The sequence below is a fragment of the Saprospira grandis str. Lewin genome (assembly GCF_000250635.1).
In the GTDB taxonomy this organism is placed as follows: Bacteria; Bacteroidota; Bacteroidia; order Chitinophagales; family Saprospiraceae; genus Saprospira; species Saprospira grandis.
Genome location: NC_016940.1, coordinates 2,673,704 through 2,688,588 on the forward strand (window position 1 = coordinate 2,673,704; position 14,885 = coordinate 2,688,588).

Consider the following 14,885-nt stretch of genomic DNA (forward strand, 5'->3'; position numbering starts at 1 on the left):
GCTATATTACATTTGAAGGGTTAAATAAAAATGTTTTTCAATCCACTAATAAAGGGCTAAAATGCAGTCGCACAGCCCCTTTAAAAGTTACTAACAAAGTTAGCATTTTAATAATAAAAATTTAAAATCAACGGCCAATTCTATAAATTTTAATCATATCTATAGCAGCTCCTTACCCAATAAAAAAATAAAGGCTTAACTATTAAAACTATTATTTTTGCCTTTACGCTGCTTGCCGTAAAACTTTTGTTGCCGCCCGCTCTCCCCAAAAAAGACAAGCCCCAAGCCCATTTTGAAAATGATCCCCAAAAGTTAAGCCTTTAAGGATCGAGCCCCGCTGCCCAACCCAAAAGTCAAAACAAAAAGTTATCTTCGCAGCATTTCTATAAGCCGAATCTTGATTATGTACACGATCTTCCACGGACCCCACCACATCCAACTCCTCGAAGGCCCCCAAATCTGGAAGGCCGAGCAAATTAGAGCCCTCCTCCTTAGCTTTGAATCCGCCAGTACTCCTCAAAAACGACTGATTCCCGCTAAAGGATTAGATGCTCTCTGGAAAAATGTATTGGCCCAATTCCATTACCTCGAAGCCGCAGGAGGCTTGGTCCATTACCAAGAGGATGTACTCGCCATCTACCGCTTCAACCGCTGGGACCTCCCCAAAGGCAAAATCGAAAAAGGAGAATCTCCAGAACAAGCCGCTCTCCGAGAGGTTGAGGAGGAAACTGGCCTGGCCGCTCTCGAACTCGGCCCCAAATTACCTTCTACTTATCATATTTACTGGAACCCCTATAAGTCGCTCTGGTCGCTCAAAAAAACGCATTGGTTCCAAATGAAGGCCCTAGCCAATGGCCCCCTCATCCCCCAAACCGAAGAAGGTATCGAAGAATTAGCCTGGCGCCCCCTCCAAGCTATGAAAACCGAAGCGAATACTTACGCTAGTATCGCCGAACTGCTTAAATCCTGCTAAATGGCTCTCGCTCTACTCGCTCTGGGCTCCAATATGGGCCGCCCCAGAGATTTCCTGCAGTTCGCCCTCAATGAACTGACCCAATTGGGACAAATTACCGCCCAATCCGATGTCTACCTCACCGCCGCCTGGGGCCTAGAAGATCAAGCCGATTTCGAAAATATGGCCCTGGCCCTGCAGTGCAAACTCAAGCCAGAAGAACTCCTCCAGGCTTGTCTGAATATAGAAGCTAAGGCCGGCCGTATCCGCAAACAAAAATGGGGACCCCGCTGCCTCGATATCGATATCCTCTTCTATGATGAGCTGGTCCTCAATACCCCAACACTCCAAATCCCGCACCCCCAACTCCACCTCCGACGATTTGTCCTCGAACCCCTTCAGCAAATTCAACCTCACTTTATCCACCCCCAACTGCAGCTATCTGTACAAGATCTACTCGATCGCTGCCAAGATCCGCTTCCTGTTCAAAAAATAGCCTCCCAAAACTAACATCATGCAAATCGCTAACGGTAATTATATTGTTATTGAAGGAAATATCGGCACCGGCAAAACCTCTTTCTCCGAGCTGCTGGCCAAAGATCTTAATGCCCGCCTAATCCTCGAAGAGTTTTCCGATAATCCTTTCCTCCCCCTCTTCTACAAAAATCCCGAACGCTACGCCTTTCCCGTAGAGCTCTTCTTCATGACCGAAAGACACAAACAACTCCAAGAGGTCCTGATGAATCCCGACCTCTTCCAACAATACACCATAGCCGATTATGTTTTCTCCAAAACCCTGCTCTTCGCCGGCCAAAACCTCCGCGGAGAAGAACTCCGCCTCTTCCAACGCCTGTTTACGACCCTCAATTCTATCTTCCCCCAACCCGACCTGCTGGTCTACCTCCACCGATCGGTCCCCGAACTAATCCGACAAATTAAGAAGCGTAACCGCAGCTATGAACAAGATATCGCCCCCGATTATCTCAAGAAAATCCAACAGGCCTATTTCAATTTCTTCCGCCTCCAACAAAACGAAATCCCTATCCTGGTCCTCGATGTAGAAGGGATGGATTTTGTCCACAATCCCGAGGATTACCAACTCTTACTCGACCTGATCGCCCAACCCTACGAAAAAGGCCTGCATTTCTGGAAAGGTAGAGCAGAAGGATTCTAATCCTTTTTTGGGGCTGCCCCGCCTTGCAGGCGGGTCGGGCTGTTTACTTCGTCGAACTGGCGCCCCTTTGGGGCTGGTTGTCGCAGCTCGCTGTTACTTGCTTCGCTGCGTCGGCTCCCGTTGGTCGGGTCGCTCGGCCCTGCGCGGGCTGGGTCTGCCGCCTGCGGCGGCCCTGCTGTCCATCCCTCAGCCTGCGGGCCTTCGGCCCTGTAGGATGGATATATATACCTTGGGTTCGACCCCCGCTTAAAACCAACTACCAATCTGGCTGGCTGTATAATTCACCAACATCTAGTTTGTAATATACATCGTTTCGCTCTTTAGCATAGCTTGAATCAGGGTAGTAATCAACTCTTGATGAAGAATAAGTTTTTATTTTGTATACCACTATTCTATCCTCAAATATTTTTGCCCAGCCTATGACATAATATCCACAATATGCGTAGTCATAAGTTTTGATAATTAACTCCCCATCCTTGATTAAATAATAACCAGTATAGCCATTAACCATATTATTAGCCACCTCATTATTTAGACTGTCTAGTGCTGTACTACTATACAGCTTACCGTCTGCAAAAAAACGCATAAAATGACATCTTGGTGGATCATAAGCATCTGGGTCTTCACATATATAATAGATCGCAGTTGTATCTATCAAATCTTTGGGGTAAAGGTCCTCTGCTTTAGTCACATACCAATCTTTAAACTTTTTAGGAATGACATTTCCTCTAGCTGTTCTCTTAGCAGAACAAATAGCGCAAGAATATTGCAGCAAAAGCAGCAAGCCAACTAGAGCCAGTTGATATGAGTGGTAGTTCTTCTTTTTCATGAAAAGCATCTATTTTATATCTCAAGATGCTCATTTATTTGGTTTCCCCTATTTTTTTTGGTCTGGTGTAGTTAATGGGGGGAATAGAAAGCAAAGAAGGGCTTTAGCCCGCTCTTTGCATAGACCCACAAGCATGGGCTTCAGCCCATGGAGATAACCCTTGATAGGAGACCATTCAAAGTTTTGTATTTCCTCTTTCTGCGCCTAGGGACAAGCCCCTAGGCTAGCTTTTTAGACAGCCCTCTTCGAGGGCCTTGGGATGCAGACAGCTTCGCTACAATGACTTAGCAAGAAGATACATACTCACAATTGAGGCCCTTTAGGGCTGACTCCATTTGATTAGCCTAGGGGCTTGTCCCTAGGCGATAGTAGTAAACAGCCCCATCTTTTAGCTAAAATAAGGAAGAGGAGTACTGAACCCCCTAGGCAGGATTTAGTTAGGTCCTCTCTTGGGGTTGTATAGCTCCTCAAGAGGACTTGGCTAAGTCCTCGCTTGGGCTAGGGGAGCTCCTTTAGAGGGCTTCTGTAACTCCTCTTTTGGGCTTACTTAAGTCCGCTACACTATAGGCCTAGGTCCTCTTTAGGACCTCTATAGGTCCTCCTTTGGAGTAGTTCAAGTCCTGCCGATGACTAGCCCAAGTCCTCCTCTTTAGGTAGAAGAATACTCCTGATGACTAGAAAGACTGCTCTGGAGGATTAGCGCTAGCCCTCAGGAGGATTTGCCCAGCCCCTATAGAGGACTAAGAGAGGCCCTCGCTTGGAGGTCTGGTAATGCTCCTGATGATTAGGACTAGCCCTGCCGAGGGCTAGAGCACCCCCTCTTAATGGGTATGTGAACCCCTCAGGACGGGTACAGGACCCCTCCTGATGGGTATGGGAACCCCTCTCGATGGGTATGGGAACCCCTCTTGATGGGTATGGGAACCCCTCCTGATGGGTATGGGAACTCCTCCTGATGGGTATGGGAACTCCTCCTGATGGGTATGGGAACTCCTCCTGATGGGTATGGGAATCCCTCCTGATGGGTATGGAAACCCCTCCCGACGGGTACAGGAACCCCTCTCGATGGGTATGGGAACTCCTCCTGATGGCTAAAAGTACCCATCCATAACAGAAAAAGGCCCAAAACCTAAGTTTTGGGCCTTTCCTTATGGGGTCCTACAGGCCCCGAAGGGGCCGCAGGCCTAGGGATGGTAACTGGGGCGGCGCAGCCGCAGACCCAGGGGCTGAAGCGAAGCGGAAGCCCCGCAGGGCCGAGCAGACCTGCGAGCCAGTGCACAGCCCGGCCGCCGAAGGCGGCAGGCCCCTAAATATCATAATTCAAGACGGGCATCAACCAGCGTTCGGCCTCTTCGACCGTCATGCCCTTGCGGGCCGCATAGCTTTCTACCTGATCCTTTTCGATATTGCCCAAGCCAAAATAGCGGGCCTCTTCTTGGCCAAAATACCAACCACTCACAGCAGCAGCGGGATACATGGCACAGCTCTCCGTCAGGCGAATACCAATGCGCTCCTCTACCTCTAGCAGGGCGAACAAACTGCGCTTTTCGGTATGTTCTGGGCAGGCGGGATAGCCTGGTGCGGGACGGATGCCCTGGTAGGTTTCGGCAATTAAGGCCTGATTATCTAAAGCCTCATCTGCTGCATAGCCCCAATAGTTTCGGCGGACCTCAGCATGAAGATATTCCGCAGCAGCCTCGGCCAAACGATCGGCCAAAGCCTTGAGCAAAATGGCGTTGTAGTCATCATGCGCAGCCTCAAAGCGGGCCACATGCTCCTCTATGCCAATGCCTGCGGTAACGGCAAAAGCCCCCATGTAGTCAGTCTTTCCGCTAGCTTTAGGGGCTAAGAAATCGCTGAGACAATAGTTGGGTTTTCCAGCCGCCTTTTGGCGTTGTTGGCGCAGATGATGCAAGCGCATCGGCTCCGCTTCTGGCCCATTGGGATAGACCAAAATATCATCATCATCTATGGAGTTGGCGGCAAAAAGACCACAAACGGCCTTGGCCTGCAACCAGTTCTCGGCAATGATTTGGTCCAGCATCTGCTGGGCATCCGCATAGAGAGACTTAGCCTCTTGGCCCACTACTTCATCCTCTAAAATAGCGGGAAACTTACCGGCCAGTTGCCAACTGCTAAAGAAGGGCGTCCAATCGATATAGTCTCTAAGGACGGCCAAATCTAGTTGGTCAAGGACCGTAATGCCCATTTTATTGGGGACTACCGGCTCTATTTTGGACCAATCCAAAGCGAGTTTATTCTCTCTGGCCTTCTTTAGGCTCAAGTAGCGCTTGGCGGAAGTCCGTTTGGCACGTTGCACACGGATTCGTTCCTGTTCGGCCAAGACCTGCTCCATATAAGCCGCTCGATTTTCTTCCTTTTCGGCCAGGAGCGAAGCCGCTACCGTAACCGCTCTAGAGGCATCGAGAACATGCACAGTTGGTCCACTGTATTGGGGGGCAATTTTTACGGCCGTATGAGTTTTGGAGGTAGTGGCGCCACCAATGAGCAAGGGCATTTGCATACCTAGGCGCTGCATCTCTTTGGCTACATAAACCATTTCGTCTAGAGAGGGCGTAATGAGTCCACTAAGGCCCAGAATATCCACCTGTTCTTCTTGGGCCTTTTTGAGAATTTCATTGGCAGGGACCATCACGCCCATATCAATAATCTCGAAGTTGTTGCAGGCCAAGACCACCCCTACAATATTTTTCCCAATATCGTGCACATCTCCTTTGACCGTAGCCAAAAGGATTTTCCCCTTAGCAGATTGGCCAGCCGATTTCTCGGCCTCAATAAAGGGGGTAAGATGAGCAACGGCCTGTTTCATCACGCGGGCAGATTTCACCACCTGAGGGAGGAACATCTTGCCTGCGCCAAAGAGGTCGCCCACAATATTCATCCCTGACATTAGTGGTCCTTCAATGACTTCTAGGGGGCTACTGTATTGTTGTCGGGCTTCTTCGGTATCCTCTATCACAAACTTGGTAATTCCCTTGACCAAGGCATGGGCAAGACGATCTTCAACGGGCACCTCTCTCCAGCTGAGGTCCTCTTGGCGCTTCTTGCCGCCTTGGCCCTTGAGCTGCTCGGCATAATCGGTTAGGCGTTCGGTAGCATCGGGTCGGCGGTTAAAGAGCAGGTCTTCCACTAGCTCTAGGAGCTCTTTGGGAATATCCTCATAGACCTCAATCATACCAGCATTGACAATGCCCATATCCATACCTGCTTGGACCGCATGGTACAAAAAGGCCGAGTGGATGGCTTCTCGAACGATATTATTTCCACGGAAAGAGAAAGAGAGGTTACTTACCCCACCACTAATTTTGACCAAAGGCATGCGGCGCTTAATTTCCTTGGTCGCTTCAATAAAGTCTACCCCATAATTATTATGTTCTTCGATACCGGTTCCGATGGCGAAAATATTGGGGTCGAAGATGATATCTTGGGGCGGGAAGCCGACCTCTTCCGTCAAGATTTTATAGGCGCGGCTACAAATCTCTACTTTGCGTTCCATGGTATCGGCTTGGCCTACTTCATCAAAGGCCATAACTACGGCGGCGGCGCCATATCTACGGACCAATTTGGCTTGTTGGACAAAAGCCGCTTTACCTTCCTTTAGCGAGATAGAATTGACAATAGCCTTGCCTTGTACGCAGCGAAGGCCGGCCTCAATCACCTCCCATTTAGAAGAGTCGATCATAATGGGCAGGCGGGCGATATCGGGTTCGGAGGCGATAAGGTTGAGGAAATAGCTCATGGCCTCTACCGAGTCGAGCATTCCTTCATCCATATTCACATCAATAATTTGGGCGCCTCCTTCTACCTGTTGTTGGGCCACAGAAAGGGCCTCCTCATAGTTACCATTTTTGATCAGGCGGGCAAACTTGCGGGAGCCTGTTACATTGGTCCGTTCCCCTACATTGATAAAGTTGAAGCCGGGGCGGACAATCAGGGGTTCTAGGCCAGAATAGGCAGAGAGTTGCATAGGAGCGGGCTTTTTGCGTACGGGCAATTGGGCCACCACCTCTGCCATTCGGCGGATATGTGCTGGAGAAGTACCGCAGCAGCCGCCTACGATATTGATAAAGCCACTTTGGGCAAAATCTTCAATGAGTAGGCCCATTTCTTGGGCCGTTTGGTCATATTCTCCCATTTCGTTGGGCAGTCCTGCATTGGGGTAGGCACTAATATAGCAATGAGCAATATTAGAAAGTGCCTCGATATGGGGGCGCATTTCGGCTGCGCCTAGGGCGCAGTTGAGGCCAACGGAAAACAAGTTGGCGTGACTGACCGACAGCCAGAAGGCCTCTACCGTTTGGCCCGAAAGGGTACGGCCAGAAGCATCGGTAATGGTTCCAGATACCATAACGGGATAGGCAATGCCCACTTCCTCACAGTACTGATCGATGGCAAAAAGGGCCGCCTTACAGTTGAGGGTATCAAAAACAGTTTCGACTAGGAAGAGATCGGCGCCACCTTCGGCTAGGGCTTTGGCCTGTTCATAATAGGCGGCCCGTAGTTGTTCGAAGTTAATGGCTCGATAGCCGGGATTATTTACATCTGGGGAGAGCGAAGCCGTGCGGTTAGTGGGGCCCATAGCGCCAGCCACAAAGCGAAACTTCTCTGGGTTTTCGGCATTAAAGGCATCTACGGCGGCGCGGGCGCATTGGGCCGAGGCATAATTGAGTTCATAGACCAGCTCCTGCATATCGTAATCTTCCTGAGAGATAGCAGTAGCATTAAAGGTATTGGTCTCAATAATATCGGCTCCGGCATCTAGGTAGGCTTTATGGACCTCTGTGACCAGATGGGGCTGAGTAATAGAGAGCAAATCATTGTTGCCCTTCAAATCGCGATGGAAGTCGGCAAAGCGTTCTCCGCGGTAGTCGGCTTCTTGCAATTTGTACTGTTGTAACATGGTCCCCATAGCTCCATCAATGACCAAAATCTGCTGTTCGATCCGTTCGTGCAGGCGTTGCATTGCCATTTGTTGATGCGTAGGACGAAGTGTTAGACTCATGTGCGTACGTTAATCTTGTGAAATAAAGGCCTCCTGCTCATCAGGGGGCTTGGATTGGCCACAAAGATAGTGGCCCGAGTTTAAAAAAAGGCGAATCGACTTTGTTCTTATGTTAAGGAGTTTTAATTAAAAAACTGAGGCTAGGGGCTTGGCTGCGCAAAAGGCCCAGCGCTGCGCAGCGGTGGCCGCAGGCCAGACCCAGCGGGCGAAGCCCGCGCAGGGCCGAGCAGACCTGCGAGCCGCGCAGCATAGCGGCGGCCGAGCTAGCCGAAGGCTAGTCGGCCGCGGGCCCCAAAATAGCATAAAAAAAAGCTCCCTCGAGAAGAGGAAGCTTCTGGTTTATAGGGTCCAGTCCATAAGTTTTTTGAGCCATTTGATGCCCAGTTTATAGGGGGCATATCGGACGGGGTCATCGATGAGGAAGCTCCGTTTGAGCACTGATTTCTGGTGAGAAAAGAGCTGGAAAGAGCTTTCGCCATGATAGGCGCCGATGCCGCTATCGCCCACGCCGCCAAAGGGGAGATTGGGGTTGACAATATGCAGTAAGGTATCATTTACGCAGGCTCCGCCGGCAGAGGTTTCGGCCAAAACGCGCTCTACATGCTTATCATTTTTGCTAAAGACATAGAGGGCGAGGGGTTTGGGGCGTTGGTTGATAAACTCGATAGCGGCGGGCAGGCTATCGTAGCTAATGATGGGGAGGATGGGGCCAAAAATCTCCTCTTGCATGAGGGGGCTGTCCAGGTCGACCTCCGTCATCAGGGTAGGGGAGAGGTAGCGTTCGTTTTCCTCATAATCGCCGCCGGCGGCGATTTCGCCATCTTTGAGGTAGGCAATCAGGCGGTTAAAATGGGCGGCATTGATAATTCGGGCCAGGCTATCGGATTGTTGGGGGTTATCGCCATAAGCCTTTTTGATTTGGCGTTTCATTTCGGCAATTAGGGGCTCCTTTACGGCCTTATCCACCAGCACATAATCGGGAGCGATACAGGTTTGGCCCGCATTAGTAAACTTGCCCCAGACGATGCGTTTGGCGGTAGCTTTGAGGTCTGTATCTCGGTCGACCAAGCAGGGACTTTTTCCGCCTAGCTCTAGGGTAACGGGCGTAAGATGTTGGGCGGCAGCTTGATAAATAATCTTGCCCACCTTGGTTCCGCCGGTAAAGAAAATATAGTCGAAACGCTCTTTGAGCAGGGCTTGAGCCACCGACACGCCCCCTTCTAGGCAGGCCACATAATGCGGGGGAAAAGCCTCTCGGATAATCTCTGCGGAGATGGCCGAAGTAGCGGGGGCTAGCTCTGAAGGCTTGAGAATAGCGGTATTTCCTGCGGCCAGTGCGCCAATAAGGGGGGCAAAAAGCAGTTGGAAAGGGTAGTTCCAGGGGCCAATAATCAGGCTGAGGCCATAGGGTTCGGAGCGGATTTCGCTGCCTGCATTAAAGAGGAAAAGGGGCGTCCCCACCTTTTGGGCCTTCATCCATTTGGGCAGTTGCTGGATCGCCTTTTTGAGCTCGACCAAAACAAAGCCCAGTTCTGTCGAATAGGCTTCAAACTCATGCTTGCGAAGGTCGCTATGCAAGGCGGCTAAAATCTCCTGTTCTCGTTCTACAATCTTTTGGTGCAGGCGTTCGAGCTGGGCCTTTCTAAACTGTAGGGATTTGGTTTGTTGGCTAGCAAAAAAGCTGCGTTGTTGGGCCAGTAACTCGGGAATTTGGTCCAGATTAGGGTCTTCTAATAAATGGCTAGAAGAGATCATATAGATTGATTTTGGTGATGACAAAAGATAAGCAAAAAAATAAAAAGTAGGGCTTATAGATTCATATTAAGGAGGTTTTGGGGCTGCCCTGGCCTTTGGCCAGGTCGGGCTGTGCGGGGGCTCGCAGCTCTGCTCGGCCCATCGCTTTTTTCGCTTTGCTCAAAAAGCTCGGTCTGGCCTTCGGCCACCCCCTACCATCCCTCAGCCTGCGGGCCTTCGGCCCTGTAGAACGCAATAAATTTTGGCTCCAGCCAACATCTAGGCCGTTTGAATCCTTAAAACTTTCTATCTTAGCGGCTGAAATTCCACCCCAGAAGATAAAATTTAGCTATATTCTTTGGCCATTGGGGCAAAAAGATTTTTCTTTGAACTCCCAAAGCTACCCAAAGAAGTAGAACAACTTCACTGTAATTGTAAATTATTCCTAAAATGGCAACGACTTCAGACATTCGTAAAGGGATGTGCCTAGAGCACAACCATGATACCTATATCATTGTTGAATTTCAGCATGTAAAGCCCGGAAAAGGAAACGCCTTTGTTCGGACCAAAATTAAGAGCTTGACTACGGGTAAGGTCTTGGACCATACCTTCCCTGCGGGCCACAAAGTACAGGATGTACGTGTAGAGCGTCGTCAGTACCAATTTCTCTATGAGGCCGATAAGCGCCTCAACTTTATGAACCAAGAGACCTATGAGCAAATCGACATTGAGCGCGAGATGCTAGATGGCGTACAGTTCCTTAAGGAAGGAGAGGTTTGTGAAGTACTCTTTCATGCCGAAAAAGAGATTCCTTTGGCGGTGATGATGCCTCAGTATGTGCATTTGCAAATTACCTATGTAGAGCCTGGCGTAAAAGGCGATACGGCAACCAACACCCTTACTCCTGCCGAAGTAGAAACTGGGGCAGAAGTACGTGTACCTCTATTTATCAAAAATGGAGACCTCATTAAGATTAACACCGAAACTGGTGAATATATGGAGCGTGTCAAAAACTAAGGCGCTGGCTCCGGCCCAAAGCGCAATGCCGATTAGTTTAGCATTGCGCTTTTTTGTTTATAAAACACCTTTTATCTAGCCTAAGAAACCTCGCCCATAGGAGAGGCTTCTGCTAAAAACTTATATTTATGGAGTTTGACCAGATTAAAGAGCTAATTAAGTTGCTACAAGGCACAACTGTAGGGGAATTTAAATATGAAACGACAGAAATGAGCCTGTCTATTCGCACCAAGGACTACCAAAAGGTACGCACCGAAGTGGTTTCTCCCGCTCCCATGATGCCCACAATGGGCGCTATGCCTATGGCTGCTCCTGCAGCTCCCGTTGTTGCCCCTCAGCAAGAAGCAGCCCCAGCTCAAGAGAAAAGCCAAGATGCTGGCGAACTAAAAGATAATGTGAATTATCTCGAAATTAAATCGCCTATGGTGGGGACGTTCTACCGCTCTTCATCTCCAGAAAAACCACCTTTTGTTAAGGTCGGAGACGTAATTGGACCAGATGATACGGTTTGCCTCATTGAAGCCATGAAACTCTTTAATGAAGTAAAATCTGAGGTAACTGGCCGCGTAGTGAAGGTTTTGGCCGAAGATGCTAGCCCCGTAGAATACGAGCAGGTGCTTTTCCTCGTAGAGCCCCTCGTCTAAGTCTAGCCGCTAGAACATCTTTGCTATTCATCCAAAACCAATTGTATGTTTAAGAAAATACTTATTGCTAACCGTGGCGAAATCGCCTTGCGTGTTATCCGAACCTGTAAAGAGATGGGGATCAAAACGGTCGCTATTTACTCTTCTGCCGATCGCGATAGCCTGCATGTGCGCTTTGCCGATGAGGCCGTCTGTGTAGGGCCTGCTGCAAGTAGCGATTCTTATCTCAATATTGCCAATATTATGGCTGCGGTAGAAATTACCAATGCCGATGCGATTCACCCCGGTTATGGCTTCTTAGCCGAAAATGCCCACTTTGCCGAAATCTGTACGGAGTATAATGTCAAGTTTATTGGCCCAACTCCCGAACAGATTAACAAGATGGGAGATAAAATTACGGCTAAAGATACCATGATTAAAGCGGGCGTTCCCGTGGTGCCCGGCTCCGATGGCTTGGTCAAAGACTTCAAAACAGCTCAAAAGATCTGTGAAGAAGTAGGCTATCCCGTTATGCTTAAAGCTACAGCCGGTGGTGGTGGAAAAGGTATGCGCTTGGTCTGGAAAGAGGCCGATTTGCAAGCTGCCCTAGAAGCTGCCCAAAAGGAGGCTAAAGCCGCCTTTGGCAATGATGGGATGTATATCGAGAAGTTTGTGGAAGAACCCCGACATGTCGAAATCCAAATTGCTGGCGACCAATACGGCAGGGTTTGCCATCTCTCTGAACGAGAGTGCTCTATCCAACGCCGCCACCAAAAGCTAGTAGAGGAGTCGCCTTCTCCTTTCCTCACCGATGAACTCCGTGAAGCGATGGGCCAAGCCGCTATCAAAGCCGGTGAAGCCATTAACTATGAAGGAGTGGGTACGGTAGAGTTTTTGGTCGATAAACACCGCAATTTCTACTTTATGGAGATGAATACTCGGATCCAGGTAGAACATACGGTCACCGAAGAGGTGGTTGATTATGACCTCATTGCCGAGCAGATCAAAATTGCTATGGGCGAACGTATTTCTGGAGAGAATTACTATCCCCAAATGCACGCTATCGAATGCCGAATCAATGCAGAGGATGTCTATCATGATTTCCGCCCTTCTGCAGGGAAAATTAAGTCTTTCCATAGCCCCAAGGGCCATGGCGTTCGGGTCGATACACATGTGTATTCTGGCTATAATATTCCGCCTTATTATGACTCCATGATTGCCAAACTAATCTGCCGCGCTCGCACTCGCGAGGAGTGTATCGCTAAGATGCGCCGCGCCCTAGATGAGTTTGTGGTAGAGGGGGTACATACTACGGTGCCTTTCCATCGCCAATTGATGGATAATGAGGACTTTATCAAGGGTAATTTTACCACTAAGTTTCTAGAAACTTTTGAGTTAAAGCCCGCTCAGCCCAAGAAGAAGAAAAGAGGACATTAGGTCGCTTTTCTGAGCTAAGAAATAGCCGCTTCCGTTTTAGGGAGGGGCTATTTTTTTTGGGGCTGCCCCAGCCTTCGGCTGGGTCGGGCCATTGCGCAGCTCGCAGGTCTGCTCGGCCCTGCAGCGCTTTCAGCGCTTTGGTCTGCCGCCTTCGGCGGCCCTGCTACAGCCCCTCAGCCGCGTCGCTGCGCTCCTTTGCGGCGGCTTTGCCGCCTGTAGGACCTAAAACTGCAGCAGCCTGAGTTGTTTGGGCAGCAACTGAAAATGCAGGGAGCTGGCCGAGCGAATAATGGGGTCCCCATCAATGCTAATTGGCCAATGGCTAGGCAATTCAAGTTGAATATCTTGAATGGATTGGGGGCTGGTTTTTGGGCCATTTAATAGGGCCTGCGGGAAGAGCAGTTGGCCCAGATGGGCTTTTTTCTCTTGGCTCTTCCAGCTAAAGCTTTCTTTGTCTTTTTGCAGGCCCACGGCAAAGTTAAAGAAGGGGGCTAGGGCTTGCTTTTGGCCATTGAGGGCAATTTCTGTTGGGCCAATTTGGCTTTGCTGCTTCCAGCTTTGAAAAAATTGCCATTTGGTCAGTAGGCGAATATTTTTGGGGGCTCTTTTTTGCAAGCCTTGATAATATTGGGCCAGCCAGCCCATCTGCACCAAATGAACAAAATAGCGTTGATAGGTTTTTTCTCCCCTTTTCCAGCTCAGCAGGCCTACATCTTGGTAGCTCATTTTGGGGTTGCGCATGCCTTGGGCCAGCCCTTTCCAGGGGCGGCGTTTGCTCCTTGGGGCGGCATAGTGGTTGCCCCAACCCAGCGGCAAATGGGCCAGACAGAGCTCCTCTACGGCTCGAAAAGACTGCCCTAAAAGGGCGTTGGCAGCGGCGTTGAGGCTACCATCGCCACCTAAAACCAGAAAATTTTGGCCCCCTTCTTTGAGGTAGAGTTGTATTTGCTGCAACATTTCTTGGCGGTTGCGGACATCTTGGCCCTCATAGGCTTGGCCGCTGGCCTTAATTTGCCGCTCTATTTTGGGCCAAAGCCTTAGCGCAGTAGCTTGGCGGGCTTTGGGGTTGCGTAAGATGTACCATTTCATAAGAGAGCGGCTTTGGGTGGAAAATTGGGCCAGGGGCGGGCTTGGCCTAGCGATGTGCAGCAGTGGCCGTCAGGCCAGACCGAGCCGCTGAAAGCGGTGAAGGGCCGAGCAGACCTGCGAGCTGCGAAACGTAGCGCAGCAAGCGCAGCGCAGCTGAGGCCCCAAAAAAATCAATTAAAAGATAAACATAAAAAAGGAGAGGAGGTTGTTTTGGGCGAGGCTAATTCTGGCAGGAAAAAACTATAACAAAAAGGGACAAAAGGCCAAAGGATACAGCTGGCTGCTGGAAAATGCTTATTTTTGGGGTCGAAATAAAAAGCAATCTACTATGTTTAAGTCAGTCACATTTATTGTCAGCCTATTTTTGGTCTTGGGATTTGGCGCTTGCCAAAACGAAGCGGCCCCTCAGGAGGCTGCGCAGGAAGAAACGGCAGCCGCTTCTGCAGAGGAGCAGCATGGGCATCATGAGGGGCATGGGGCTGCGCCCGAGCCTTTGACGGAAGAGGGCCTGCATTATGGGCTAGAAAAAATTGATGGAGAAGGGGCCAAAACGGCGGCAGAAGTTGTTGCGGCTTTGCAGCTGGAGGACTTGGGGATGATTGCTTGGGGCGAGGGCCAAGAGTCGCCGGGTGTAGAAAATATTAAAGTGGAGGGAGAAATTGTGGAGATGTGTAAAATGTCGGGTTGTTGGTTTACGCTCAAGACGGCCGAGGGCCAAGAATTGATTGTGAGCACCGCGGAGCATAAGGCTTTGCCCAAAGAATTTATGGGGCAAACCATTGTGGCTGAGGGACCTGCCTTTAGAGTAGACATTTCGGCAGAGGAGCTACAAGCCCAAGCTCAGGCCGATGGGCAGAGCGAAGAAGAGGCGGCAAAAATCACAGAAGGACGGAGTGAATTTAACCTCATTGCCAAGGGCGTGATGTTGAAAAAGTAAGTTTTTTTGAAAAAAGGGCTAAAATATTTTGGTCAAAAGAAATTCTTGCCTATTTTTGCAACCGCTTAGG

At 49.8% G+C, this 14,885-nt stretch carries 11 protein-coding genes; 7 read left to right on the forward strand and 4 right to left on the reverse strand.

Features of this window, described 5'->3' with window-relative positions:
- Window positions 1–403 precede the first annotated feature (403 nt).
- The 3 genes from SGRA_RS11935 to SGRA_RS11945 are packed head-to-tail and all read left to right on the forward strand — an operon-like array spanning window position 404 to window position 2,126.
- Window positions 404–973, forward strand: a complete 570-nt coding sequence (locus SGRA_RS11935; RefSeq protein WP_015692965.1) for an NUDIX hydrolase — start codon at window positions 404–406, stop codon at window positions 971–973.
- Window positions 974–1,462: a 2-amino-4-hydroxy-6-hydroxymethyldihydropteridine diphosphokinase gene (folK, locus tag SGRA_RS11940; protein ID WP_015692966.1), complete on the forward strand. Its 489-nt coding sequence runs from the start codon at window positions 974–976 to the stop codon at window positions 1,460–1,462. It begins immediately after the preceding gene.
- Between the two features lie 4 nt (window positions 1,463–1,466).
- Window positions 1,467–2,126, forward strand: coding sequence for a deoxynucleoside kinase (locus tag SGRA_RS11945; RefSeq protein ID WP_015692967.1), 660 nt, complete (start codon window positions 1,467–1,469; stop codon window positions 2,124–2,126).
- A 256-nt stretch (window positions 2,127–2,382) separates the two neighbouring features.
- Here SGRA_RS11945 and SGRA_RS11955 read toward each other — a convergent pair whose 3' ends face one another.
- The 3 genes from SGRA_RS11955 to SGRA_RS11965 all read right to left on the reverse strand — a co-directional run bounded on the left by SGRA_RS11955 (window position 2,383) and on the right by SGRA_RS11965 (window position 9,733).
- Window positions 2,383–2,955, reverse strand: a complete 573-nt coding sequence (locus tag SGRA_RS11955) for a hypothetical protein (RefSeq protein WP_148268342.1) — start codon at window positions 2,953–2,955, stop codon at window positions 2,383–2,385.
- A 1,306-nt stretch (window positions 2,956–4,261) separates the two neighbouring features.
- Window positions 4,262–7,939: a methionine synthase gene (gene metH / locus SGRA_RS11960; RefSeq protein WP_015692970.1), complete on the reverse strand. Its 3,678-nt coding sequence runs from the start codon at window positions 7,937–7,939 to the stop codon at window positions 4,262–4,264.
- Window positions 7,940–8,317: 378 nt separating this feature from the next.
- Window positions 8,318–9,733, reverse strand: coding sequence for an aldehyde dehydrogenase (locus tag SGRA_RS11965; RefSeq protein WP_015692971.1), 1,416 nt, complete (start codon window positions 9,731–9,733; stop codon window positions 8,318–8,320).
- Between the two features lie 429 nt (window positions 9,734–10,162).
- Here SGRA_RS11965 and efp point away from each other — a divergent pair, with 429 nt between their 5' ends.
- The 3 genes from efp (at window position 10,163) to accC (ending at window position 12,789) form a co-directional block, all read left to right on the forward strand.
- Window positions 10,163–10,729, forward strand: coding sequence for an elongation factor P (efp, locus tag SGRA_RS11975; RefSeq protein ID WP_015692972.1), 567 nt, complete (start codon window positions 10,163–10,165; stop codon window positions 10,727–10,729).
- A gap of 128 nt (window positions 10,730–10,857) precedes the next feature.
- Entirely contained in the window at window positions 10,858–11,373 is a 516-nt protein-coding gene (gene accB / locus SGRA_RS11980) for an acetyl-CoA carboxylase biotin carboxyl carrier protein (protein ID WP_015692973.1), read from the forward strand.
- A gap of 45 nt (window positions 11,374–11,418) precedes the next feature.
- Window positions 11,419–12,789 carry an acetyl-CoA carboxylase biotin carboxylase subunit gene (gene accC, locus SGRA_RS11985; RefSeq protein WP_015692974.1) on the forward strand — a complete coding sequence of 457 codons (1,371 nt, stop codon included), beginning with the start codon at window positions 11,419–11,421 and terminating at the stop codon, window positions 12,787–12,789.
- Window positions 12,790–13,011: 222 nt separating this feature from the next.
- On the opposite strand, the gene SGRA_RS11990 is transcribed toward accC, so the two are convergent.
- Entirely contained in the window at window positions 13,012–13,878 is an 867-nt protein-coding gene (locus SGRA_RS11990; protein WP_015692975.1) for a diacylglycerol/lipid kinase family protein, read from the reverse strand.
- Window positions 13,879–14,206: 328 nt separating this feature from the next.
- Between SGRA_RS11990 and SGRA_RS12000 the strand changes: the two genes are divergently transcribed.
- Window positions 14,207–14,815 (forward strand): DUF4920 domain-containing protein, encoded by a 609-nt coding sequence (locus SGRA_RS12000; protein ID WP_148268343.1) that lies wholly within the window; start codon window positions 14,207–14,209, stop codon window positions 14,813–14,815.
- The last annotated feature ends 70 nt before the right edge of the window (window positions 14,816–14,885 follow it).